Source organism: Streptomyces sp. NPDC059850 (assembly GCF_042731515.1).
Classification (GTDB): Bacteria; Actinomycetota; Actinomycetes; order Streptomycetales; family Streptomycetaceae; genus Streptomyces.
In genome coordinates, this window is record NZ_JBHWJI010000004.1 from 29,897 (window position 1) to 54,124 (window position 24,228).

Sequence of the window (24,228 nt, forward strand, 5' to 3'; positions counted from 1 at the left end):
CGCACCCCCGTTGGGTTCGTCGGGCCCGCCGTCCACGGGCGGGCGGCTTCCTGGCCGGGGCGACCGCGGCGGTATCGATGAGGACGCGCCCGGCTGATGGCGAGTCATCCCGCAGTTCCCGAACCGTCGCAGGAGGAACGTCATGTGGCACACCACGGAGACGACGGCACGCTGGGCGCGCCGAAGGCGGCGCAGCCGCGCGGCTCGTGTGCCTGCGGCTGGCGAGGCGAGAGCGTGCAGCAGCTGAACGCCTTAGCGTTTGAGGCGCCGTTGGCCGCGCTGAAGGGTGTGGCGGTCCTGGAGCGCGTCACCCGGCGCATCGGGCGCGAGGCGGCGTACGGCGCGGAGGCCGACGAGGTGTCCTGGGAGGAGATCGGGCAGGCACTGGGGCTGGACGAGAAGACCGCCCGTTCCCGTCTGCTCCACTACAGCCTCAGAAGCTGATCATGCGGTGTCCGCGGGCGGTATCCATGTACTCGCGGACCCGGTGGATGAGGCCGTCCCGGAGTTCGAAGACGAGGCAGTAGTCGTTGGCGTAGTGGTTGCCGTCGGCCAGAGTCGCCGTCATGGTTTCCTCCACGATCACCCGATCTCCGTCGACGTGGAAGCCGTGGAAGGTGACCGCGACGTCGCGCACGAACAGCCGGGGGAAGTCGTCGGCGAGGAAGCGTGTGATCGCGTGCTTGCCGACCATGTGGCTCGGGGCGTCCAGGGCGATCGCCGTGGCGTTTCCCGGCGGAGCGAGCCATTCGGCGTCCTCGGTGAAGACCGCGGATATCTGATCGGCGTCATGAGTGGCGAACGCCTGCCATGCGGCCTCGACGATGGTGCGACTGTCCTGTGACATGCCGCGACAGTAGGCGGGGCGGTGGGGCAGGGCTGGCGGGTTTCCGTCATCATCGCCGACCCACCCACCAGTTGGCCACGGCCACGCCACGGTCCACCTTGCGGCAGGTGTAGGCAACGGTCGCCGGCCGGTCCGCGTCTCTATCCGAGTCGGAGTGATGCGCGATGTGGCAGGTGTGGGCGGCAACGCCTTCGGAGAGGACGATCCCATGGTTCGGTTCAGCAGACGCGGCGCCCTGACGGGCCTGGCGGCGCTGGGTGCTACGGCGGTGATGGGCGGCACGGCGCGAGCACGCGCGCCCCACGGCCCACACGTTCCTGCGTTGGACATCGTCACCGGAGAGGACGGCTTCTCGGCTCCCGCAGCGGCCCGCTCGGGCGCCGTCGCCTTCCGGTTACGGACCACCAGCCACCGGACGGGCGCCGTTGGCCTCGCCCGGCTGCGGCGCGGCGTGAGCGAGGCGGAGTTCCGTACCCGGTTGCGGAGCGTCTTCGCGACCGAGGGCCGGGAGAACATCGAGGCGGCCAAGGCCCTGATGGCCGCCGCCGAGCTGTACGGGGGCGGCTTCACCCACGTCGGCACGGACACCGGCTTCACCATCGGGCTGGAGCCCGGCCGTTATCTGATCCTGGAATTCCTGGACTTCGAGGGCGACCGGGGCCGCGACCCCGCGCCGGGGCAGGAGTACGTCCGCACGCTCACGGTCCGCCCACCGCGCGACCAGGCCCCGGCCGCCGCCCCCGCGGCCACCGTCACGGCCCGGGAGGCCCCCGGCCTGGGACCCCGCTTCGACCTGTGCGGCCAGCTCAGGCCCGGCCGCCCCCTCCGGTACGTCAACCGCATGCGAGGCCAGGTCAACGAACTGGTCCTCTACCCCATCGCCGACGACACCGTCACCGAGGACGACATCCAAGCGTTCTTCGACCACACCGCGCCCCCGCCCTTCGACATCACCCGCTGGCTGGGCACCCCGCCGCTCTCCCCTGGCCGGGCCGTCACCCTCGCCCCGCCGCTCTCCCCCGGCCGGTACGCCGCCGTCACCTGGGTCACCAGCATCCACGACGCCGAGCCCCTGGCCGCCCACGGCCAGCACCGCATCCTCACCGTGTCCTAGCCCGCATCGCCGAACGCCCCTGACCTGCTGATTAGCAAGAATCTTCCGGGCTGTGGCCGCTATGAGAGAGATCCTGCCTCGCTGGAGGCCATTCCGGGGTAAGAACGCAAACACATTCGGGCCGATTCCGCCTAGCCTCCCTCTCAGAGCAAGAAATGAGAGGGATCGAACGATGGCACTGACGACGCTGGCGGCCTTTTTGGCAGTGGACCTGCTGCTGGTGTTCACCCCGGGGGCCGACTGGGCCTACGCGATCTCGGCCGGGCTGCGGGACCGGTCGGTCGTTCCGGCGGTCGCCGGGCTGATCGCCGGGTACGTCGGGTACACGCTGCTCGCCGTCGCGGGCCTGGTGGTGATCGTGGCGAGTTCGGCGACCGTGCTCACCGCGCTGACCGTCGCCGGGGCCGGGTATCTGGTGTGGCTGGGCTGCGGTGTGCTGCGGCAGCCCGCCACGCTGACGGCCTCGGAGGAGGCCATGGGGTCCTCCCGCTTGCAGATCATGCTCAAGGGGGTCGGGATCAGCGGTCTGAACCCCAAGGCGCTGCTGCTGTACTTCTCGCTGTTCCCGCAGTTCATCGACCCCGCCCACGGCTGGCCGGTCGCCGCGCAGACCGGTCTGCTCGGCACGCTCCACATGACGGCCTGCGCGCTGGTGTACCTCGGCGTCGGTGTGCTCGCCCGTACGGTCCTCAAGACGCGGCCGGGGGCGGCCCGGGCGGTGACTCGCGTCTCCGGGGCGATGATGATCGCCATCGGGGTGTTCCTGCTGGTGGAACGGATCGTCGGCGGGTGAGCCCCCGTCACCCGGGCGGCAGTGGCGGGGGCGCCTGGGCCAGGCCCGTCTGGTAGGCGATGACGACCAGTTGGGCACGGTCGCGGGCGCCCAGCTTCGTCATCGCGCGGTGGACGTGGGTGCGCACGGTCAGCGGGCTCACCGTGAGGATCTCGGCGATCTCGGTGTTGGATTTGCCCTCGGCGGCCAGGCCCATCACCTCGCGTTCGCGGACGGTGAGTTCCGACAGGCGCTGCGGGGGCGCGAGGTGGGTGTCGGGGGCGGGGGACATGAGGAAGTTCGTGATGAGGGTGCGGGTCGCGGCGGGTGACAGCAGCGCCTCGCCGGAGGCCACCGTACGCAGACCTGCCAGCAGGGTGTCGGCGGTGACGTCCTTGCCGAGGAAGCCGCTGGCACCGCCGCGCAGCGCCTGGGCGACGTAGTCCTCGGTCTCGAACGTCGTCAGGATGAGCACGCGGGTGGCGGCCAGTTCCGGGTCGGCGCAGATCGCGGAGGTGGCGGCGAGACCGTCGGTGCCCGGCATCCGGATGTCCATGAGGACGATGTCGGGGTGGTGGGCGCGGGTCAGCTCCAGCGCCTCCGCGCCGTCCGAGGCCTCGCCGACCACCGTCATGTCCGCACAGGAGTCGATCAGGATCCGGAAGGTGGCCCGCAACAAGGCCTGGTCGTCGGCGAGCAGCACCTTGATGGTCATGACTCTTCTCCTCCTGAGGGAAAATCGGTGGCGGCCGCGGCCGGTTCGGGTGCCGAAGGCTGGAGCGGCAGCGCGGTGGTGACCTCGAAGCCGCCCTCCGGGCGGGGTCCGGCGCGGAGTTCGCCGCCGATGGTGTGGGCGCGCTCGCGCATGCCCATGAGGCCGAAGCCCCGGCCCCGTACGGCCTCCAAGCAATCGTTGGTGCCCGTGGCGCCGGGGGTGTCCGGGCCGTCGTTGCTGACCGTGATCAGCAGGCGCGAACCGGCGTAGGCGAGGCGTACGTGGGCGGAGTCCGCGGCGGCGTGCTTGGTGACGTTGGTGAGCGCCTCCTGCACGATCCGGAACGCGGTCAGGTCCACCCCGGGCGAGAGCGGGCGCGGCTCCCCTGTCGTGGTGACCGTGACGGCGAGTCCCGCGGACGCGCACGCCGAGACCAGTTCGGGCAGGCGGGCGAGGCCGGGGGACGGCTCCAGCGCTCCGGTGGCCGGATCGTCGCTCTGGCGCAGCAGTCCCAGCGTGGCCTTCAGCTCGCGCAGCGCGGAGGACGTGGTGCCGGTCAGGTCGGTGAGGATCGCTTGCGTCTGCCGCGGGTTGCTGAGTACGAGGTGGGCGGCCGTACCGGCCTGCGCGTTGGCCAGGGCCAGGTGGTGGGCCACGACGTCGTGCAGCTCGCGGGCGATGCGCATGCGCTCCTCGGTGACGCGCAGCCGTGCCTCCTCCTCCCGGGTGTGCTCGGCGTGTTCGGCGCGGGCCTGCACCGACTCCAGGTAGGCGCGCCGCAGCCGGGTCATGGTGCCCGCGGCGAGCGGCAGCAGCAGCCAGAAGAGGGGGCCGATCATCCTGAGCACCAGGGAGAGGCGGTCCATGGAGTCGGAGACCGCTGACGCGACCATCAGCGCCGCCATGGTGGTGAAGCCGAAGGCGCGGGTGGTCCTGCGGTCGGAGAGCGTGGCCAGCCAGTACAGCGCCGCCATGACGGGGCCCAGCAGCAGCGGGGTGAGCAGATACCCCAGCGCGATCACCACCACCGTGCAGACCGCGGTCACGACGACGGCGGTACGCGGGTGGCTGCGGTACCTCAGCAGGGCGAGGCAGGACACGCCCATGAGGACCATGGCGGTCCTGTCCTGGTCGGGCGGGTCGGCGCCGGGCAGGGTGAGATTGCTGCCGAGGGCCGCGCACCCCATCAGGGCCAGGACGACCGCCACGTCCACGATGCGGGGGTGGCGGTCGGCGTACTGCTCGAAACGGTCCGTATAACGCTCAAGGCTGGTGCTCATCGGGTTCTCCGGTCGGTGCTCTGGGACCATCGTGGCCCGTTTCCCGCGCGGACGGCTGCCGGGGCCGCCCGTGTCGTGCGCCACGGGCGGCCCCGGCGGGGGTGGGTCGGGCGGCCGTATCAGATGCGGGCCACTTCCCGGCCGGGCCTCTCGGCCGCTTCGGGATCCGCTTCCGCGCGCGGGGGTTCCGGGCGGCGGCTCAGCGCCTCGCCCTCCACATCGACGTTGGGCAGCAGCCGGTCCAGCCACTTCGGCAGCCACCAGGCCTTGTCGCCGAGCAGCGCGAGCACGGCGGGCACGATCGCCATCCGTACGACGAAGGCGTCGAACAGGACGGCGGCGGCGAGTCCGAACCCGATCATCTTGATCATGGAGTCGCTCTCGCCGACGAACCCGGCGAACACCGCGATCATGATCAGTGCGGCGGCCACCACCACGCGGGCGCTGTGCCGGAAGCCGGACGTGACCGCCTGGCCGGGCCGCTCGCCGTGGACGTACGCCTCCCGCATCCGCGAGACGAGGAACACCTCGTAGTCCATGGCCAGGCCGAAGACGATGCCCACCAGGAAGATCGGCATCAGGCTCATGATCGGGCCGGTCTGTTCCACGCCGAGGAGTTCGGCGCCGTGGCCCTGCTGGAAGACCAGGACGACCACGCCGAGGGAGGCCAGCACCGACAGCAGGAAGCCGAGGGCCGCCTTCAGCGGGACCAGCAGGGACCGGAAGACCACCAGCAGGAGCACGATCGCGAGGCCCACGACGACGACCAGGTAGGGGATCAGCGCGGACTGCACCTTGTCGGAGATGTCGATGTTCAGCGCGGTGGTGCCGGTGACCTCGAAGGTCGCCCCGGTCCTGGCCTCGGCCGCGGGCCGCTCGTTCCGGATGGTCGTGACCAGGTCCTTGGTCTTCTCGTCGGTCGGCGCCGTGGACGGTACGACCTGGAAGACGGCCGTGTCACCGGCTTCGTTGAAGCGGGCCGGGGAGACGGAGACGACGCCCTCGGTGCCGCCGATCTCCTTCGCGACCATCGCGGCGGCGCCCTTCGGGTCGGCGTTCCCCTTCGCGTCTCCCTTCTCATCCCCCTTCGTGTCCACGACGACGGTCAGCGGCCCGTTGAAGCCCGGCCCGAACCCCTCGGCGAGCGCGTCGTAAGCCCGGCGCTCGGTGGTGGAGGTCGACTTGGCCTCGTCACCCGGCATGCCGAGCTGCAAATTGGTCATCGGCACCGCGAGGGCCCCGAGGCCCACCACACCGAGCAGCAGCACGGGCAGCGGACGCCGCAGCACGAACCGCGCCCAGCGGGTGCCGCCGTTGTTCTCGCTCTCCTCCTCGATACGGCCGCTCTTGCGGGCCCGGCGCCGGAGCACGGCGTTCGGCCAGAAGCCGAGGAATGCCGGGACCAGCGTCAGCGCGATCAGTACGGCCACCACGACCGCGCCCGCCGCGGCCAGGCCCATCTTGGTGAGCATCGGGATGCCGACCACCGCGAGTCCGGCCAGCGCGATGACGACGGTGAGCCCGGCGAACACGACCGCGGAACCGGCCGTGCCGACCGCCAGACCGACCGCCTCCTGCGGTGCGTGGCCCTTGGCGCGCTCCTCGCGGTAGCGGGAGACGACGAACAGGGCGTAGTCGATGCCGACCGCGAGGCCCAGCATCATCGCCAGGGTGCCGGTCGTCGCGGACAGGCCCAGCGCCGAGGAGAGGGTCAGGATGGTGGCCATGCTCACGCCCACGCCGATGATGGCGGTCAGCAATGGCAGTCCGGCGGCGGCCAGCGAGCCGAAGGTGACCAGCAGTACGACGGCGGCTATCGCGACGCCGACCACCTCGGCCACACCGCCGGGCCCGCCACCGTCGTTCATCGCGCTTCCGCCCGCCTCGACGGTCAGCCCGGAGTCCCGGGCCGTGTCGATGGCCCGCTCCAGCCGCGTCGTGCTGGCGTCGGTGAGGTCGGCGGCCGCGACCTTATACGTGACGGACGCGTACGCCGTCGTGCCGTCCTTGCTGACGGCCTTCGCCCGGAACGGGTCGACGGCGCTCGCGACCTGGGGGCCGTCGGCCAGGTCGGCCACGGCCTTCTCGACGGTCCGCTTGTTCTCGGCGGCGGTGACCTTCTCACCGCCCGGCGCGACGAACACGACCCTGGCTGTCGCGCCGTCTGCGGTGACGCCGGGGAAGCGCTGTTCCATGAGGTCGAACGCCTTCTGGGCCTCGATGCCCGGCATGGAGAACTCCTCGTCGGAAGCCCCCGGAGCCTTGAGGGCGCCCAGCCCGACGGCGGCCAGGACGGCCGCCCAGACCAGGGCGACGTACCAGCGTCGCCGGAAGGCCAGACGGCCCACTTGGTAAAGGAATGTAGCCACGGCAGGAGGTCTCCACATCTGGTGCCGACTGTCCGCCCAGACTCCCCGGGAGCGGGCCGTCCTGTCGTCGTGCGCCTGCCGACACTTCCCGCTACTGAGAACGCAGTACGACCGGGCCGGGCGGATCCGCCGCTGGTACGACGGACCTGCACTGCTGCGATGGATACGGCTACGACGGCACGTGAAGGATCCGGAAGCGTTCGGGGTGCGCCGGATCCCGGTCGACGACTTGGAGGGGCGCCCCGGTCCATTGCCACACGCTGATGCCCGGCGTGCGGGAGAACCGGATCTGCCCGCGGGTGCCTTCGACCGCCACGCGCGGCCAGGATGCGGCGGTGCGCGCCCGGTCCGCGCCGTACGAGCGCAGCACATCGGCGAGGACGGCGACCGTGTCGTAGCCCTCGAAGGCGACGAAGGAGGGGGCTTCGCCCAGCCGCTCGCGCAGGGCCGTCCCGACGCGTACGCCGAGGGGGCCGAGGCGCTCGGGCAGGTAGCGCAGGAACGGGATCCCGGCGCCGTCCTCGCCCAGCGACGCCGCCCATTCGGCGAACTCCGGTTGCCCGGCCGGGGCGCCGATCATGACCTCGGCGAGGCGCTGGTCGCCGCGGACGGCCTTGACGATCGGCACCGCCGGTTCCGGGTGACCGACCAGGAGGAGGAGGGCTGTCGCGCGCTGGCCGACGAGTGCGTCGCACACGGCCTCCGGGGCAAGCATGTCGAGTTCGATGACGGTGCCGCCGCGTGCCGCGAGCTGGTCCCGCAGGATGCGGGTCCCGGCGGCCCAGTAGACGCTCGGCTGGGCCGCTACGGCGACGCGGCTGTGGCCCGCGCCGAGGAGGAAGTCCGCGTAGACCTGCCAGCCACGGGACTGCGGCGGGGAGAGGCGCGCGACCCATTCCGTCGGCTGTTCGGTGAGCGCGTCGAGCACCGCCGACGAGCAGAGGTACGGCAGGCCGAGGGCGTCGGCCCTGGTGGCAGCGGCGCGCGCGACGACACTGTGGTACTCCCCCGCCACGGCGGCCACGCCCAGGCGGGCCAGTTCGTCGATGGCCGCCGTGGCCCTCTGCGGATCGGCCGAGGTGTCCCGGACCACCAGCTCCAGTGGTCTTCCGGCGATCCCGCCGGTCTCATTGACCTCGGATACGGCCAGTTCGAGTCCGGCGAGCAGGTGGTGGCCCGCCTCGGCCCAGCCAGGGCGGGTCAGCGGAACGAGCGCGCCGATCCGGACGGATGTCCCGTCGGTCCGCTCGGCCTCAAGGGGTGCTGGTGGCGTCGTCATGCGGCAGTAGATCCAGCGCCGTCGCCGCCGGGCAACCGATTATCTGTCCGCTCAGTGGCGGACCGGCGGCGGGGCAGCAGCAGCGGGGTCGCCAGCAGGAGCACGCCCGCCAGGCCGATGGCGGTACGCGCGCCGAGCAGGCTGCCCAGCACGCCCCAGACGGCCGTCAGGAGCGCGGTCGTGGCCCTGACCGTCACCGTCCAGGCGGACAGGGTGCGGGCGACCCGACCGGTCGCGGTGCGTTCGAGGCGGTAGGTGGCGGAGACGGGGTTGAAGACGCCGCAGCAGAAGATGAGCCCGAGTTCGACGCCGATCACCAGCAGCAGCCCTCCGGTGCCCGGCCCCAGGAAGGCCAGGCCGACGGGCCAGAGCGCGCGCAGCGCCCCGGACACGACGAGGACCCGGTGCTGTCCGAACCGGGTGACGAGCGGCCGGGCCAGCCGTGAACCGAGCAGCCCGCCGATCGAGGGCGCGGCGAAGGCGAGGCCGTACTGCCACGGTGCGAACCCGAGGTGGCCGAGCATCAGGACGGCCAGCAGCGGCTGGGTGGCCATCACCAGGGCATTGAACAGGGCGGTGTTGAAGAACAGTGGCCGCAGCGCCGCGTCGGCGAGGATGTACCGCCAGCCGTCGAGCAGGTCCCCGGCCCGCATTCGCGCGGCCTCCCGGCGCTCGGGCGGCGGCTCGTGCCCGCCCATCGCGCGGAGCCCCAGGGCCGAGAGCAGGTAGCTGACCGCGTCGGCCACCACCGTCGCCACCGGGCCGAGGAGCCCGGTCGCCGCGCCGCCCAGCGGCGGGCCGATGATCGTGGTCGTCCAGGCCGTGGACTCGAACCGGGCGTTGGCGACGAGCAGGTGCTCGGCCGGGAGCAGCGTCTTCAGGTACGCGCCGGAGGCGGCGCGGAAGGTGATGTCGGCCGCCGCGACGACGACCGAGACCAGCAGGAGCTGGAGGTACGTGAGGACGCCGAGCGCGAACGCGGCGGGGATCGTCAGCAGCGCCGCGCACCGCACCAGGTCCGTCGCGATCAGCACCGGCCCCTTGCGGCGGAACTCCATCCACGGGCCGAGCGGCACCGCCACGGCCGCGCCCACGGCGGCCCCCACCGAGGCGAGCGCGGCGACCTCGGCCGGTCCTGCGTGCAGCACCTCGATGGCGATCAGCGGGAACGCGCCGAAGGCGAGCCACGTGCCGAGCGCGCTGGACGCGTACGCACCCCAGAACCACCCGAACCGCCGCCCCAGCCGCTGTCCGCTCCCCCTGCCCCACATGCCCGACATGCCCGACGCCCGCCCCTCACTCCGCACAACCGATCAGCGATCGGAAGCATCAAAGCGAGCGCCGCGACCAGGGATCAAACAACGGCGGAGCCGTCGGCCACAACCGATGGTTGTGGCCGTAGGGTGTCGGCGTGGATCTCGACACCGTCCGGACCTTCGTCGCCGCCGCCGACGCGGGGCAGTTCCAGGAGGCCGCCGCCGAGCTGGCGGTCACCCAGCAGGCCGTCTCCAAGCGCATCGCCGCGCTGGAGCGCGACCTCGGCGTGCGGCTGTTCACCCGCACCGCGCGCGGCGCCGGGCTCACCATCGACGGGCAGGCGTTCCTGCCCCACGCGCGCGAGCTGCTGCGCGCCGCCGAGCGCGCGGTCGCGTCCGTACGCCCCGGCAGCCGTCCGCTGCGCGTCGACGTGATCGCCTCGCGCGTCGCGCCATCGGGCCTGATGCGCGGCTTCCACCGCGCGCACCCCGAGATCGACCTCGACGTGGTGATGCTGTTCGACGTCGAGACGGCCGTCGCCGCCATCCGGTCCGGCGCGATCGACGCGTCCTTCCGCGCCGTCGCCATGCCCGGCCGTCCCCTGCCCGAGGACATCGAGTCCGTCCGGGTGCTCGACGAACCGCTCCAGCTCCTCACCGGCCCCGGCCACGCCCTGGCGGGCGCCCGGTCGGTGACCGTCGCTCAGCTCGCCGATGACGGGCACCGGATCTGGATGCCCGGCATCGTCCCCGGCACCGAGTGGGCGGCCTACTACGACGACCTCGTCGCCGAGTTCGGCCTCACCATCGAGGCGACCGGCCCCAACTTCGGCTCCGACGCGCTCCTCGACACCGTCGCCGACACCCCGGCCCTGGCCACCTTCATGAGCGAGCACACTCGTCTCGTCTGGCCCTCGGGCCACGGCCTGCGCCGCATCCCGGTGACCGACCCGGTACCCGTCTACCCGCACTCCCTGCTCTGGCACCGCGACAACCCCCACCCGGCACTACCCGCCCTCCGCGCCCACCTCACCGACACCCCGACCGACCACGACGCCGCCGGGACGTGGGCCCCGGACTGGGTTCTTCCGCGCTGAGCCCTCGCCCTCACTTCGGCGACGGTTCGCAGCAGCCACAGGCGTCGGCCGCAGATGTCGGCGCGGCCGGGGGCGCGCAGCAGCCCTTGCCCTGCCAGGCGTCGCGGCCCTCCCTGACCGCGATGGCGGCGATGACGAGGGCGGCGACGGGGTCGGCCCAGGACCAGCCGAGAGTGGCGTTGAGGACCAGGCCGACGAGAAGGACGGCGGAGAGGTAGGTGCACAGCAGCGTCTGCTTCGAGTCGGCGACCGCGCTGGCGGAGCCGATCTCGCGGCCCGCCGTGCGCTGGGCGGCGGACAGGAAGGGCATCACGGCCAGGGACAGCGCGGCGATGACGATGCCGGGGGCGGAGCGTTCGGCCTCCCCGGTGCCGGTCAGCGCCCGGACCGCGTCGGCGGCGACGTACGCGGCTAGGGCGAAGAACGAGACGGCGATCAGCCGCAGCGTCGTCTTCTCCCTCGCCTCACGCACGGCGTGCTCGCGAGCGGAGAACTGCCAGGCGACCGCGGCGGCGGAGGACACCTCGATGACGGAGTCCAAGCCGAAGCCGATCAGCGCGGTGGAGGAGGCGAGCGTCCCGGCGGTGATCGCGACGATCGCCTCGATGACGTTGTAGGTGATGGTGGCCGCGACCAGCAGCCGTATGCGCTTCGCCAGTGCCTCGCGGCGGACCGGGGACGGGCCTGTGCCGACGGATGTCTCCGCGCTCATCTCAGCAGCAGCCCTTCGCCCCCGCGTCCGGGCAGGTCTTGTCCGCCGCGACGGCCACCACGGCGGTGCGCAGGTCGTCCAGCGCGTGCCCGAGGCGTTCGTCGGCGAGTTCGTAGCGGATACGACGGCCGACCGGCACCGCGACGACCAGGCCGCAGTCGCGCAGACACGTCAGATGGTTCGACAGCCGGGTCCGGGAGATCTCCAGGGCGTCGGCGAGATCGGCGGGATGCGCCGGAGCCTCGCGCAGGGCGAGCAGGATCCGGCAGCGGATCGGGTCCGCCAGGGCGCGGCCGAACCGCGCCAGCACCTCGATGTCAGCGGCGAGAGTCAGCACACCGATGAGAATACACAAATTGCTGAATCCATGGAATCGTGAATCATCTGGCGGCGCGGAGTGCCACCCGGAGTGTGAGCGGCGGAGGCCGTCAGTCCATCGGCAGCCGGAAGCGCAGGCGGCAGATCGCCGCGTCGGTGTCGCGGCGCAGGGCGTGGGCGAGGACGGCGCCGCGCTGGTTCTGCAACAGCCTCTGCCATAGATGGGCAGGCTCGGTTTCGGGGATGAGGACGGTGATCCGGGACTCGGGGTGGCGGGCGGTCAGCTCGCGTACGTAACAGGCGATCGGACGGCCCAGGGAGCGGGTGGCGGAGGGAACGTCGATCAGGTCGGTGCCGGGGTTCCACAGCTCCCAGTCGCGGCGCAGCATCTCGGCGACGCGCCTGTCCTCCGGGTCGGGGTGGACGACGGTGACGGCGTGGACCTGGTCGCCGAGGGAGGCGGCGGCGCCCAGCGCCTCGCGGGTGAGCCGGGACAGTCCGGCGACGGGGACGACGACCAGGGAGTGGCCGGGGTGGGGTGGGTCGGGGATACGGCCGAGTTCCAGGGCATGGCCGATGCGGTCGTACGCGCGGTGGACGCGTCCGAAGGTGAGGACGAGGAGCGGCAGGGCGAGGACGACGAGCCACGCGCCCCCGGTGAACTTGGTGGCGGTGACGACGATCGCCGCGACGCCGCTGAGCAGGGCGCCGAAGCCGTTGAGTGTCGCTTTGGCACGCCAGCCGGGGGTGCGTTCGGCGCGCCAGTGGCGGACCATGCCGGTCTGGCAGAGCGTGAAGCCGACGAAGACGCCGATGGCGAAGAGCGGGACGAGGGTGTTGGTGTCCCCGCCGGAGACGATCAGCAGGGCGGCGGAGGTGGCGGCGAGGGCGAGCACACCGTGGCGGTGGACCTGGCGGTCGGCCTTGAGGGCGAACACATGCGGCAGGTGGTTGTCCCGGGCGAGGAGGCTCATCAGGACCGGAAGCCCGCCGAAGGAGGTGTTGGCGGCCAGCGCGAGCAGCACCATGGTGGCGAACTGAACCACGTAGAAGGCCCAGTTGTGGCCGAGGGAGGCATCCGCGAGCTGGGCGAGGACGGTCACGCCCTCGACCGGCTGGAGGTGGAAGCGGCCGATCAGCACCGACAGCCCGATCAGCATGACGCCCAGCAGCGCGCCGAGGGCCACTTCGGTGCGCTGGGCGCGGCGGGCGGCCGGGGCGCGGAAGGACGGTACGGCGTTGGCGACGGCCTCGACTCCGGTCAGCGCCGAACAGCCGGACGCGAACGCCTTCAGCAGGAGCAGCGCGCCGACCGTCGTCGCACCGTGGCCGAGCGCGGTGGCGTGTCCTTCGGCGGTGGCGGTGCTGACCGGTGCGGAGCGGAACAACCCGACAATGATGATGGCGAGGATGGAGCCCACGAAGACGACGGTGGGGACGATGAAGGCGCGCGCGGACTCGACGACGCCGCGCAGATTGACGGCCGTCACCAGCGCGAGCACGGCCAGGCAGATCCCCACCCGGTCCGTGTACAGGGCCGGGAACGCGGAGGTGAGCGCGGCGACCCCGGCGGTCACGGACACGGCCACGTTGAGGACGTAGTCCAGAATCAGCGACGCGGCGGCGACGAGCGCGGGCCGTCTGCCCAGGTGGGCCTTGGCCACGGCGTACGCCCCGCCGCCGTTCGGGAAGGCGGCGATGACCTGCCGGTACGAGGCGACCAGGACCGCCAGCAGCCCGGCGATGGCGAGCGTGACCGGCAGCGTGAAGCCGAGCCCGTGCGCCCCCGCCGCGGCCAGCACCAGGACGATGGCCTCCGGCCCGTACGCCACGGACGCCATCGCGTCCAGCGACAGCGCCGCCAGGCCCTGGGTGGCGGTGAGCCGGTGCCGCTCGCCGGGGCCATCGGGACGTACGCCGGTATCAGGCGGTTCCTCGCCGGCCCCGCTCACGGCCGCGGCCGGGTCCTCGCCACGGAACACCTTCGTCATGTCGTCGCGCCTCCAGACCGGCGTCGGAACACATCGGGTGCTCAGCTTCGGGCGGCGCACCGGGCGGGGCCGAGCCCCCTTATCGGATCCCTGGCACCGCAGGCCGCGGTTTTGACGCCCCTCTGACGCCACCCCTGACCCCCGTCAGGACCACGTCAATCCGCGGCGGCGCGGCGTCAGGAGCGCGACAACGGCCGTGGCCCCGGGGCCGACGCGGTGCCACAGTGAGATCTCGCGGCGGAGAGAGCCGCGGAACGACCGCTCAGCGGTGCGTGGGGGTACAGCGCGATGGCCAGCACCGTCGCCCGCTGACACCGCGGTCCGGCGTGCTCGCGGTGCCCGGCACCGCTACCTGAGTGCGCGCCGGTCCCCGTGGGGCACCGCGTTCCGCCCTCCCCGCTCTCTCCGCCGCACGCCACGGACTCCCAGGACGGAGGGGCGTCAGCAGGCCCCGGCCAGGTTCTGTTCGATGACGCCGACGGTCCGCAGCAGTACGCGCCCCACGCTGCGCAGGTCCATGTTGTTCACCGTGTCGCCCACCACGATCGCCGCCACCTGGCCGGACTTGCCGAGGTGGACCGGGGCAGCCACCTCGACCAGGCCGGGGATGTGCTCGCTCCTGGCGTAGGACAGTCCGGTGCGCCGGATCTGCTCGAACTCGCGCCGCATCGTGTCCGTCCCGGTGACGGTCCACCGCGTGTCCGCGACCAGCGCGGTGCCGCCGACGTCGGCCGGGTTCCGGGTGCTCTTGGCGATCAGGAGTCTGCCCGCCGCCGAGCAGTGCGCCGGGAAGGGGTGGCGCAGCGCCATCGCGAGGCGGGCGTGTTCCTGGCGGTAGAGGGTCCCGACATGGTGGACGTTCGTACCCGACAGCATGCCCACGCTGACGATCTTGTGGGTGAGCTGGAACAGCTCGATGAGGAAGGGGGTGATCGGGTAGCTGAGACTCTGCGCCCGGGCCGCGCCGCTCGTGGCGGCCATCTGGGACAGGTAGTCCCCGACCTCGTAGTACTTCGATTCCCTGCGGACGGCGAGACGGAGATCGGTGAGCACCCGCATGGTGCGGTGCAGGGTCGACTTCGGCTGGCCGACCAGCCGGGCCAGCTCCGACAGGGTGAGTGGCCGCGACGCCCCGGCCAGGGCTTCGAGGACGGCGAGCGCCTTCCGCAGCGGGCCTCCCGCGGATCCGGTCGCGTCCATCTCAACCACCTCATCCGCGGCTGTTCCACGGGCCAGCGTCCGAGAATTCCGTCCAGCGTTCACGGTTCATGGCTACCTGCGCCCGGGCGGTCAACTCAAGATCACCGGAGGCTGTTGTCCCGTGGGGCCATGCGATCGGGCCCTTTGTGACAGGCCGGATCGCACCCGCCGCAGCGACCGTTCGGGAAAGTGGAATCGCGCGTTGATCGGAGGACATCGCCTTCCTAGTCTCCGGAAACATGGCTTACGTAAGCTCGGACGAGCATGTGGAGAACGGCGGCGCACGTCGCGTCCTGCTGGCCGGCCCTCGGTCCTTCTGCGCCGGTGTCGAGCGGGCCATCGAGATCGTCGAGGAAGCTCTGGAGTCGCGCGGCGCTCCGGTCTACGTCCGCAAGGAGATCGTGCACAACGTGTCCGTCGTCGGCGATCTCGCGGGGCGGGGCGCGGTGTTCGTGGACGAACTGGACCAGGTGCCCGACGGCGCGACGGTGGTGTTCTCCGCGCACGGGGTGTCCCCCGCCGTGCGCGAGGAGGCGGATCGCCGCGCCCTCGACGTCATCGACGGAACCTGCCCGCTGGTCGCCAAGGTCCACGCCAAGGCCCGCCGTTTCGCGGGGCGCGGCGACACCGTCGTGCTCGTCGGCCACGCCGGGCACGAGGAGGTCGAGGGCACCCTCGGGGAGGCGCCGGAGTCCACGGTGCTGGTCGAGACGGTCGAGGACGTGCGAAACCTGTCACCGGCCGATGCGCGGCAGATCTCCTACCTCACCCAGACCACGCTCTCGGTCGACGAGACCGCCGAGGTCGTCGGCGCCCTGCGGGAGCGGTTCCCGCTGCTGCACGAACCGGCGTCCGAAGACATCTGCTACGCCACCACGAACCGCCAGAAGGCGCTCAACGCGATCATCGGGGAGTCCGACCTCGCCCTGGTCGTCGGCTCGACGAACTCCTCCAACTCGGTCCGCCTGGTGGAACTATCCCGCCGCCAGGGCACCCCGGCCCATCTGATCGACAGTGCCGCCGACATCCGGCCCGAATGGCTGGAGGGAGTGCGCACGATCGCGCTCACCGCCGGTGCTTCGGCCCCGCACCACCTGGTCACCGAGGTCGTGACCGCGCTGGGCGAGTTCGGCCCGGTGTCCGTCGAGGAACGTGAGATCACCCGCGAGACCGTGCGCTTCGAACTGCCGTCCGCGCTGCGCGGCGATACGGATCCATCGGCGGACGGGTCTACGAGCTGAACGGGGGAGCCATGTCGTCCACTTCTGCGTCCACCACATCCACTGTGCTCAGCAGTGTCCTCGGACCCCGGCAGCTCAAGGAGTTGCCCCCGGATCAACTCCCGGTGCTGGCGAGCGAGATCAGGGATTTCCTCGTCGAACGTGTCGCCGCCACCGGCGGACACCTCGGCCCGAACCTCGGCGTGGTCGAGCTGACCATCGCCCTGCACCGCGTCTTCGACTCGCCGACCGACCGCATCGTCTTCGACACCGGTCACCAGTCCTACGTCCACAAGATCCTCACCGGCAGGCAGGACGCCTTCACCACGCTCCGCGCGGCGGGCGGGCTGTCCGGCTACCCGATGCGCGCCGAATCGCCGCACGACCACGTGGAGAACTCGCACGCCGCCACGGCCCTGAGTTACGCGGACGGCCTGGCCAAGGCCCAGCGGCTGGCCGGTGAGGCGCACCGCCGCGTGGTCGCGGTGATCGGCGACGGCGCGCTGACCGGGGGCCTGGCCTGGGAGTCCCTGAACAACCTCGGCCAGAGCGAGGACCGGGTGGTGGCGGTCCTCAACGACAACGGCCGCTCGTACGACCCCACGGTCGGCGGCCTGGCCGACCATCTGGCCGCGCTGCGCGAAGGCCGCCACGAAGGCCGGAACCTGTTCGAGAACCTCGGTCTCGCCTACCTCGGCCCGGTGGACGGACACGACATCGCCGCGCTGGAGGCGGCCTACCGCCGCGCGGCGGAGCTGGACCGCCCGGTCGTGGTCCACTGCGTCACCCGGAAGGGGCTCGGCTACGCCCCCGCCGAGCAGGACGAGGCGGACCGCATGCACGGCATCGGGGTCATCGACCCCGCGACGGGGCGCCCGCGCTCCAGCGGCTCGCCCAGCTGGACCGGGGTGTTCGGCGAGGAGCTGGCGAGCGTCGCCGCCGGACGGCCCGACATCGTCGCGCTGACCGCCGCGATGCTGCGCCCGGTCGGCCTCCACCGGTTCTCCCAGCGGTTCCCGGACCGCGTCTTCGACGTGGGCATCGCCGAGCAGCACGCGGTCACCAGCGCGGCAGGGCTGGCGATGGGCGGACGGCACCCGGTGGTCTGCCTGTACGCCACGTTCCTGGGCCGGGCCGCCGACCAGCTGATGATGGACGTGGGCCTGCACGGACTGCCGGTGACCTTCGTCCTGGACCGCGCGGGCGTCACCGGCCCCGACGGCGCCAGCCACCACGGCATGTGGGATCTCGCGCTGCTCGGCGGGGTACCGGGCATGCGGGTCGCGTCACCACGTGACACCGCCCAGCTGGCCGAGCTGCTGCGCGAGGCGGTGGACGTCCACGACGGCCCTACGGCGCTGCGGTTCCCGAAGGGCGGCGCGGGCCCCGAGATCCCCGCCCTCACCCGCATGGACGGGCTGGACGTGCTGCACCGCAGCCGGTCCCAGCCGCTCGATGTCCTGCTCGTCTCGGCCGGAGTCCTCGCCTCCCCCGCCCTCCGCGCGGCGGAGCTGCTGGCCGAACACGGCATCGGGACGACCGTGGTGGACCCGCGCTGGCTGCTGCCGGTCAACCCGACCCTGACGCATCTGGCGTCCCGTCACCGGCTGGTGCTCTCCATCGAGGACGGCACGCGCGCCGGGGGTGTGGGCACGGCGCTGGCGCAGGCGTGCGCCGACGCCCACGTCTGGACACCGGTGCACACCCTGGGGCTGCCCCATGAGTTCCTGAGCCACGGCGAGCGGCCGGCCATCCTCGCCGAGCACGGTCTCACCGGGGAGTCCATCGCCGACACCGCGCTCACGCTGCACAGTGCCCTGGCGACACGGCACGCCAACCACGTGGAAAGGACACCGCGGTGACCCAGGTCGCGCTCGGTATACCCGCACTGCCGCCTCCGGTGCTCGGAGAGCGCCGCAAGACCCGCCAGCTGCAGGTCGGCCCGGTCGGGGTCGGCAGTGACCACCCCGTCTCGGTGCAGTCGATGACCACGACCGTCACCGCCGACATCAACGCCACCCTGCAGCAGATCGCCGAACTCACCGCGGCGGGCTGCGACATCGTCCGCGTGGCCTGCCCGAGCGCGGACGATGCCGAGGCGCTGCCCGCGATCGCCAGGAAGTCCCAGATCCCGGTCATCGCCGACATCCACTTCCAGCCCAAGTACGTGTTCGCCGCCATCGAGGCCGGATGCGCCGCGGTCCGGGTGAACCCCGGCAACATCAAGAAGTTCGACGACCGGGTCGCCGACATCGCCCGCGCCGCCAAGGACCACGGCACCCCGATCCGGATCGGGGTCAACGCGGGGTCGCTGGACAAGCGCCTGATGGAGAAGTACGGCAAGGCCACGCCCGAGGCGCTGGCCGAGTCGGCGCTGTGGGAGGCCTCGCTCTTCGCCGAGCACGACTTCCACGACCTCAAGATCTCGGTGAAGCACAACGACCCCGTGGTCATGGTGCGCGCGTACGAGATCCTGGCCGAAGCTTGCGACTACCCGCTGCACCTGGGCGTCACCGAGGCGGGTCCGGCGTTCCAGGGCACCGTCAAGTCGGCCGTCGCGTTCGGCGCGCTGCTGCGCCAGGGCATCGGCGACACGATCCGGGTGTCCCTGTCGGCGCCTCCGGTGGAGGAGGTCAAGGTCGGTGTGCAGATCCTGCAGTCGCTGAATCTGCGGCCCCGCAAGCTGGAGATCGTGTCCTGCCCCTCGTGCGGGCGCGCCCAGGTGGATGTCTACAAGCTCGCCGACGAGGTCACCGCGGGGCTGGAAGGCATGGAGGTGCCGCTGCGGGTCGCCGTGATGGGGTGCGTGGTGAACGGCCCCGGCGAGGCGCGCGAGGCCGACCTCGGCGTGGCGTCCGGCAACGGCAAGGGCCAGATCTTCGTCAAGGGCGAGGTCGTCAAGACCGTTCCCGAGCACCGGATCGTGGAGACCCTCATCGAGGAGGCCCTGCGCATCGCCGAGGACATGGAGCCCGTGGACGACGCCGCGCCGACGGTCCAGGTCCTGAACGGGGCAGGGGCGCCCGGGAACTGAGCCAGCGGGGCGAACCCGCGCTCCCGTAAGAGCCTTGAGGACGGCCGCAGCACATCGATGCGGCCGTCTTCAAGGCTTTCGGCACCCGGCCGAGGGTTTTCCCCTGTTTAAAACCAGAACATCCGCAAGTCATCGACTCTGCGAACTCGGCCCCTGTATGGTCCTTGAAGTCGTTCCGGATCGCAAAGAACCTGGGTGAGCATACGGTGAATTCTTTGGGAGCGGTCGTGGGCAATAGGACTACGGCAAACCTGATTCGAGCGCTGGTGCGGGCACCGGATCCTCTGACGTACAGGGCAGTCAGCAGCCATCTCGACGCGACTGCGCACATCGAAGTCGTCTCGGGCGAGCACCGTGCATCAGCCGATGTCGCCGTGTTCGTCGCGGAGAAGATTACCGTGGAAACGGCGTCGGCATTGCGCACCATGAAGGAAACTCTGGACGTACCAGTGGTTCTGATCGCCTGTGAGGTCGACCGGGCCGATCTGCTCACCGTGGTGGAGTGCAACGTCGTCGCGGTGCTGCTGCGCGTGGGCGCCACCAGTGAGCGTATCGAGGAGGCGGTACGGACCGCCGCGTCCGGCGGGGGCGTGCTGCCCTCGCAGATGCTCGGCGAGCTGCTGCGCCAGGTCGAGCGGGTCCAGCGGGAGGTGCTGTCGCCACGCGGTCTGCACCTGTCCGGGCTGACCCCGCGCGAGATCGACGTCCTGCGGCTCATGTCGGAGGGCCTGAACACCGCCGAGATCGCCGCGAAGCTGTGTTTCTCGGAACGGGCGGTGAAGCGGGTCGTCTTCGAGGTCACCAGGCGTCTCAATCTGCGCAACCGGCCCCACGCCGTGGCGTACGCGCTACGCAGTGGCGTGATCTGACCGTGGGGCGCCGCGTCCGGGCAGGGCGCCATGGCGCCTCGCCCACAGGGGCCGTCCCTCCGCGCGCATCGTCCTGCGCAGCATCACCAGGTAGGCGATGTCCAGGCCGACATAGGTCGGGACCAGCACCAGGAACAGCAGGTGGGACGGGTAGACGATAAAGGCGGTCAGCCCGGCGAACACGGATCCGGTGAACTTCGCGACGGCGATGTACATGGACTGTCCCACACTGGACCCGCGCCGTTTGAGCATCAGGAGGAATGAGGCGCTCAGCGGCACCTGGATGATCATTCCGGTGTACATTCCATCGCGGTCGTGGAACTCATTCGCGCCCGCCATCACGATCAGCGCCGCCCATATCAGCACGCCGGCGAGCGTCCAGGTAAAGGTACGCGGCGACAGCTCGGGATGGTCGCGTCGCCCGTACCGGAACGCCTGATACAGCAGGATGACGTTGAAGACGACCCAGAAAAGGTTGATCTGCCGCTGTGTCGGTGTCTGCTCCAGCAGGAATCCCAGGCTGAATTCCCAGGCGAAGTTCACCGCCACCAGGTAGGCGGGAATGCCCACCCGGCCGTCCCTGAAGGCCTGCCGGATGGCCAGGATGTAGGTCAGTGTCCAGCCCACCGCCGTCGGCCCGGCGACCGACCAGAAAAGCCAGTCGGGGACGTCGGCCTGCCCCACCGTCACCGGCGCGACCTCTGACATCTGAAGAAGGTAAGGGGGAAGCCAGCTCATGGGATTCCTCGCGGTCAGAGGCTGGGGACGATGGGGTCCAGGCCGAAGAACGCCCCGCCGTAGAGTTCATGGCCGACGTGGACGTTGAGCATCGCGTGCCGGGCCGCGGTGTTGGCGTCCCGCCAGTACTGCTGCATCGGATTCGACTGGGCGAACGCGGCCGCGCCATGGGCCCACATCAGCTCGTCCAGCGCGACGGTCACCAGATTCACCGCCTGCCCGACCTCACCCCGGATGCGCAGGAGTTCCCTGTCGGGAAGCGCGGTGGCCGAGGCGGCGGCCGCGTCGATCGCGTCGGCGGCCCGGTTCACATGCAGTTCGGCCGCGTCGATCTGGAGTGCCGTCTTGCCGAGTGCGGACACGAAGGTGGGTGAGTCCGGCTGGCTCGCGAAGCCGGTGGGCGCGATGCCCCGGCCCGGCGCCCGCTCGACCACGAAGGCGCGCGCTGCCTGGCCGACGCCGATCACCACCGAGGCGCAGATGGTGGCCATGGCCGCGATCGCGGCCGTCCGGAACAGCGGCGCCAGCGTGGTGTCGGTGGCGTTCTCCCGCCCCCGCTGCAGCGCGGCCGGAATCACCCGGTGCTCGGGGACGAACACCTCCGTGGCCACCGCGGTGTGGCTGCCGGTGGCGCGCATGCCCACGGTGTGCCAGGTGTCCTCGACCGTCAGGTCCGCGGTGGGCACCAGGATGGAGAGCCCGCCCACCGGTGCCCCGTCCGCGCCCAGTTCTTTCGCGATCAGGATCGCCCAGTCGGCGTGGAGAATGCCGGTGCCGTACGGCCAGGCGCCGGTGAGCAGATAGCCACCCGTGGTCCGGACCGCCGTGCCCTGGGCCGCGAAGATCGAGGCCAGCTTGGCGCCGGGGTTGGTCCCGAACACCTCGTCCCGGGCCGCCTGGGGGAACTTCGCGGCGAGCAGGTTCGACCCGTTGATGTTGTTGACCACCCACGAGGTGGACGGGCAGTAGTGGGAGAGGGCCTTGGTGACCTCGCTCAGCGTCCGCACGTCGGTTTCGAGCCCGCCGTAGGCGCGCGCGGTCCAGCACCTGCTGACCTGCGAGTCGTCGATGGCCCGAACGCTGCTCTCGGGCAGCCTCCGCTCCCGCTCCCCCTCGGCGACACCGTCCGCGAAGACGGGCCCGAACTTGTGGACCCTGTCGACAAGTTCCGTTCGCAGTTCCATCGGATCCGTTCGGGTATTCGTCATGGCTACCATTCCGGGTGCTCGGACAGGAGGTTGGTGCTGTCGTAGTAGTCCCGCCAGGCGCTGATACGGCCGTCCCGCAGCTCGAACGCCGCCATCACCCTGAGGTTCCGCGCGATGAAGGTGCCGTCGGTGCGGAACATGTTCTCGATCCGCTCGGCCAGGACGGTGTCGGCGGTCGTGGCCAGGTGGCGGAACCTGACCTCCAGCCGTGCGAAGTCGGCGGGCATGAGGGCGAGGATCTCCCCCTTGCCCCGGCACACCGGGGCTCCGGGGTTCTCCCATACGCAGTCGTCGGTCAGGAAGCGGTCCACCGCGGCGCGGACGTCCGCGGGCGTCGGGCCCATCGCGGCCAGGAACTCCCGGACGATCAGCTGGTGCTTATCGGCGGTCATCGGCCCGGCTCCCCTCGGCCGCCGGTACGGGGCGTACGAGCAGCGCGCGGAACACCGCGTCCAGGTCCTCGTCGGGGTGTTCGCTCGCGGTGGCGCCGCGCCACGCCACGTGGTTGTCCGGGCGTACGAGGATGGCGCCGCCGTCGTCGATCTGGCGCACCGAGGCCCAGGTGCCCTCCGCGTCCCAGTGGCCCGACTCGTCGGGTCGGCTCCCGATGGGCACCACGGTGAGCGCCACGCCGTGGGTGTCCGCGGCCTTCTTGGCCGCGACCGCCCAGCTCTCGCCCAGCACCCCGGTGATCAGCACGAAGCCGCCGCTGTTGCCGACCAGGTCGTGGGTGGACACCCGGGTGTCGCCGTGCCGCAGCCACGCGTGCGGCAGCCGGTGCCCCGGCCGGGTGAGCGGATGGTACGTGGCGCCCATCGCGTCCCGGGGCGGTGGCGGGGTGCCGTCCGGGATCACCGCGCCGGTCTCGTAGCGGTGGCCGAGTTCGATGTCGTGCGCCTGGTACTCGATCCGCTGGGTGCCGAACACCTCGCGGACCACGGCCCGCCGGGTCTCCCCCATCGGGGTGTCGGAGAGCAGCTCGCAGAAGCTCGCCCGGGTGGCCTCGGGCTGCCCGGGCTGCACACCGAGGCTCCCGAACAGGACCCCGTAGTTGCGCAGGCTGAACATCGCCCATCCCACGTTGCGCGTGGCGACGGGCAGCCGTTCCGCCTCGTAGGAGTCGAGCAGCGCGTCGTCGGCCTGGCCGCCGAGCACGGCGCCGAGCTTCCAGGCGATGTTGTGGGCGTCCTGGATGGCCGTGTTCAGGCCGCCGCCGTTCGCGGGCGGCTGCCGGTGGGCTGCGTCCCCGGCGAGGAAGACCCGGCCGGAGCGGAAGGACCGGGCCACGACGGCCTCCGGCCGGTACTCGCTCACATGGTGGACCCGCAGGCTCAGGTCCTCGGGCAGCTTCAGCAGTTCCCGCACCCGCGTGGCGATGGCCTCCGGGCCGAGGTCGGCGTCGGCTCCCGGTGGCATCCGGAAGTGCAGCGCCCATTCGTCGGACGCCAGGCCCCAGTCGGGTCCGGCCGCGACGACGACGGACACCTCGCCCTCGGGGCTGATGATGTGGGTCATCAGCACCGAGTCGCCGCTCCACCAGCGGGAGAGGTCCGCGCTGAAGTGGACCGAGAGGATGGTGAATCCGCCACCTGCGCCGTCCATGGGCACGCCCAGCGCGGCGCCGACGCTCCGGCCGCCGTCGGCGCCCAGCAGATAGCGGGCGCGCACGGTTTTCGTCTCGCCGGTCGACCGGTCGGTGATCCGCGCGGTCACCCCGTCCGCGTCCTGGGTGAACTCCTCCATCACATGGTGGAAGAGCAGGCTGGACGGCGCCCGCTCCTCGGCGTGGCGGCGCAGCAGCGGCTCCAGCCGGTGCTGCGGCAGGTTCGTGGAGGGGCCGGGGCTGTCGGCCGCGTACGGACCGGCGGTGCTGCCGCCGCCGAAGGCGTCCATCCGGTGCAGTTCCCGCGCGTCCACGGGGTCGTCACCGGCCAGCGAGGTGCGCCAGACGACCTCGCTCATGTTGGCCAGCGGGGCGCTGATCCGGTAGACGTCGTCGGCGATGCCGTGCTGCCGGAACATCTCCATGGTGCGCTGGTTCAGATAGTGCGCCCTGGGGAGGACCGAGGTCGATTCGCGGCGCTCCACCAGCAGGTGGCGCACGCCCGCGTCGGACAGGAAGACCGACGCGCTGAGTCCGCAGCCGCCGCCACCGACAACGAGAACGGGTACCTCTATGTCATGCATGGGTTTTTCCCCTGGGGTTGGG

Annotated in this window: 22 protein-coding genes; 8 read left to right on the forward strand and 14 right to left on the reverse strand. The window is 71.5% G+C overall.

Going from position 1 to position 24,228, the window contains the following annotated elements:
* Positions 1-144: 144 nt before the first annotated feature.
* The gene (locus ACFV9T_RS04445) at positions 145-444 is read left to right on the forward strand and encodes a hypothetical protein (RefSeq protein WP_385436585.1); all 300 of its coding nucleotides are present in this window, start codon (positions 145-147) and stop codon (positions 442-444) included.
* Here ACFV9T_RS04445 and ACFV9T_RS04450 read toward each other — a convergent pair.
* On the reverse strand, positions 434-847 hold the full coding sequence (locus tag ACFV9T_RS04450; RefSeq protein WP_385436586.1) for a nuclear transport factor 2 family protein: 414 nt from the start codon (positions 845-847) through the stop codon (positions 434-436). The genes ACFV9T_RS04445 and ACFV9T_RS04450 overlap by 11 nt on opposite strands.
* A gap of 322 nt (positions 848-1,169) precedes the next feature.
* Here ACFV9T_RS04450 and ACFV9T_RS04455 point away from each other — a divergent pair, with 322 nt between their 5' ends.
* Positions 1,170-1,961, forward strand: coding sequence for a hypothetical protein (locus ACFV9T_RS04455; RefSeq protein ID WP_385436587.1), 792 nt, complete (start codon positions 1,170-1,172; stop codon positions 1,959-1,961).
* A gap of 172 nt (positions 1,962-2,133) precedes the next feature.
* Positions 2,134-2,754, forward strand: coding sequence for a LysE family translocator (locus tag ACFV9T_RS04460; protein WP_385436588.1), 621 nt, complete (start codon positions 2,134-2,136; stop codon positions 2,752-2,754).
* Between the two features lie 7 nt (positions 2,755-2,761).
* Here ACFV9T_RS04460 and ACFV9T_RS04465 read toward each other — a convergent pair whose 3' ends face one another.
* From ACFV9T_RS04465 to ACFV9T_RS04485, 5 genes are all read right to left on the reverse strand, one after another.
* A complete protein-coding gene (locus ACFV9T_RS04465) occupies positions 2,762-3,448 on the reverse strand; it encodes a response regulator (protein WP_385436589.1) in 687 nt (228 codons plus the stop codon).
* Entirely contained in the window at positions 3,445-4,728 is a 1,284-nt protein-coding gene (locus ACFV9T_RS04470) for a sensor histidine kinase (RefSeq protein WP_385436590.1), read from the reverse strand. The genes ACFV9T_RS04465 and ACFV9T_RS04470 overlap by 4 nt, the downstream gene beginning before the upstream one ends.
* 119 nt (positions 4,729-4,847) lie before the next feature.
* Positions 4,848-7,097 carry an MMPL family transporter gene (locus tag ACFV9T_RS04475; RefSeq protein WP_385436591.1) on the reverse strand — a complete coding sequence of 750 codons (2,250 nt, stop codon included), beginning with the start codon at positions 7,095-7,097 and terminating at the stop codon, positions 4,848-4,850.
* A gap of 169 nt (positions 7,098-7,266) precedes the next feature.
* Positions 7,267-8,376, reverse strand: coding sequence for an ABC transporter substrate-binding protein (locus ACFV9T_RS04480; protein WP_385436592.1), 1,110 nt, complete (start codon positions 8,374-8,376; stop codon positions 7,267-7,269).
* Positions 8,373-9,656: an MFS transporter gene (locus ACFV9T_RS04485; RefSeq protein ID WP_385436593.1), complete on the reverse strand. Its 1,284-nt coding sequence runs from the start codon at positions 9,654-9,656 to the stop codon at positions 8,373-8,375. The genes ACFV9T_RS04480 and ACFV9T_RS04485 overlap by 4 nt, the downstream gene beginning before the upstream one ends.
* Positions 9,657-9,787: 131 nt before the next feature.
* Between ACFV9T_RS04485 and ACFV9T_RS04490 the strand changes: the two genes are divergently transcribed.
* Positions 9,788-10,729, forward strand: coding sequence for a LysR family transcriptional regulator (locus ACFV9T_RS04490; RefSeq protein WP_385436594.1), 942 nt, complete (start codon positions 9,788-9,790; stop codon positions 10,727-10,729).
* A 10-nt stretch (positions 10,730-10,739) separates the two neighbouring features.
* On the opposite strand, the gene ACFV9T_RS04495 is transcribed toward ACFV9T_RS04490, so the two are convergent.
* The 4 genes from ACFV9T_RS04495 to ACFV9T_RS04510 form a co-directional block, all read right to left on the reverse strand.
* Positions 10,740-11,441 carry a cation transporter gene (locus ACFV9T_RS04495; RefSeq protein ID WP_385436595.1) on the reverse strand — a complete coding sequence of 234 codons (702 nt, stop codon included), beginning with the start codon at positions 11,439-11,441 and terminating at the stop codon, positions 10,740-10,742.
* A 1-nt stretch (position 11,442) separates the two neighbouring features.
* Complete coding sequence (locus ACFV9T_RS04500; protein WP_385436596.1) at positions 11,443-11,778, reverse strand: ArsR/SmtB family transcription factor; 336 nt, start codon at positions 11,776-11,778, stop codon at positions 11,443-11,445.
* A gap of 91 nt (positions 11,779-11,869) precedes the next feature.
* Complete coding sequence (locus ACFV9T_RS04505) at positions 11,870-13,750, reverse strand: APC family permease (protein WP_385436597.1); 1,881 nt, start codon at positions 13,748-13,750, stop codon at positions 11,870-11,872.
* 441 nt (positions 13,751-14,191) lie between these two features.
* Positions 14,192-14,950 carry an IclR family transcriptional regulator gene (locus ACFV9T_RS04510; RefSeq protein WP_385436598.1) on the reverse strand — a complete coding sequence of 253 codons (759 nt, stop codon included), beginning with the start codon at positions 14,948-14,950 and terminating at the stop codon, positions 14,192-14,194.
* Positions 14,951-15,189: 239 nt separating this feature from the next.
* Between ACFV9T_RS04510 and ispH the strand changes: the two genes are divergently transcribed.
* The 4 genes from ispH to ACFV9T_RS04530 all read left to right on the forward strand — a co-directional run bounded on the left by ispH (position 15,190) and on the right by ACFV9T_RS04530 (position 20,073).
* Positions 15,190-16,191 (forward strand): 4-hydroxy-3-methylbut-2-enyl diphosphate reductase, encoded by a 1,002-nt coding sequence (ispH, locus tag ACFV9T_RS04515; RefSeq protein ID WP_385436599.1) that lies wholly within the window; start codon positions 15,190-15,192, stop codon positions 16,189-16,191.
* Positions 16,192-16,202: 11 nt separating this feature from the next.
* Positions 16,203-18,032, forward strand: a complete 1,830-nt coding sequence (locus ACFV9T_RS04520; RefSeq protein WP_385436600.1) for a 1-deoxy-D-xylulose-5-phosphate synthase — start codon at positions 16,203-16,205, stop codon at positions 18,030-18,032.
* A complete protein-coding gene (gene ispG, locus ACFV9T_RS04525; RefSeq protein ID WP_385436601.1) occupies positions 18,029-19,204 on the forward strand; it encodes a flavodoxin-dependent (E)-4-hydroxy-3-methylbut-2-enyl-diphosphate synthase in 1,176 nt (391 codons plus the stop codon). The genes ACFV9T_RS04520 and ispG overlap by 4 nt, the downstream gene beginning before the upstream one ends.
* Before the next feature lie 425 nt (positions 19,205-19,629).
* Positions 19,630-20,073, forward strand: coding sequence for a response regulator transcription factor (locus ACFV9T_RS04530; protein ID WP_385436602.1), 444 nt, complete (start codon positions 19,630-19,632; stop codon positions 20,071-20,073).
* On the opposite strand, the gene ACFV9T_RS04535 is transcribed toward ACFV9T_RS04530, so the two are convergent.
* Genes ACFV9T_RS04535 through ACFV9T_RS04550 form a run of 4 tightly spaced genes read right to left on the reverse strand, consistent with a single transcriptional unit; the run spans position 20,053 to position 24,206 of the window.
* Positions 20,053-20,781 carry a hypothetical protein gene (locus ACFV9T_RS04535; protein WP_385436603.1) on the reverse strand — a complete coding sequence of 243 codons (729 nt, stop codon included), beginning with the start codon at positions 20,779-20,781 and terminating at the stop codon, positions 20,053-20,055. The two genes, ACFV9T_RS04530 and ACFV9T_RS04535, sit on opposite strands and share 21 nt — an antisense overlap.
* A gap of 44 nt (positions 20,782-20,825) precedes the next feature.
* Positions 20,826-22,019, reverse strand: a complete 1,194-nt coding sequence (locus ACFV9T_RS04540; protein WP_385436604.1) for a hypothetical protein — start codon at positions 22,017-22,019, stop codon at positions 20,826-20,828.
* Positions 22,020-22,021: 2 nt separating this feature from the next.
* Positions 22,022-22,411 (reverse strand): limonene-1,2-epoxide hydrolase family protein, encoded by a 390-nt coding sequence (locus ACFV9T_RS04545; protein ID WP_385436605.1) that lies wholly within the window; start codon positions 22,409-22,411, stop codon positions 22,022-22,024.
* Entirely contained in the window at positions 22,398-24,206 is a 1,809-nt protein-coding gene (locus ACFV9T_RS04550) for an FAD-dependent monooxygenase (protein WP_385436606.1), read from the reverse strand. Before ACFV9T_RS04550 ends, ACFV9T_RS04545 begins: the two co-directional genes overlap by 14 nt.
* Between the last annotated feature and the right edge of the window lie 22 nt (positions 24,207-24,228).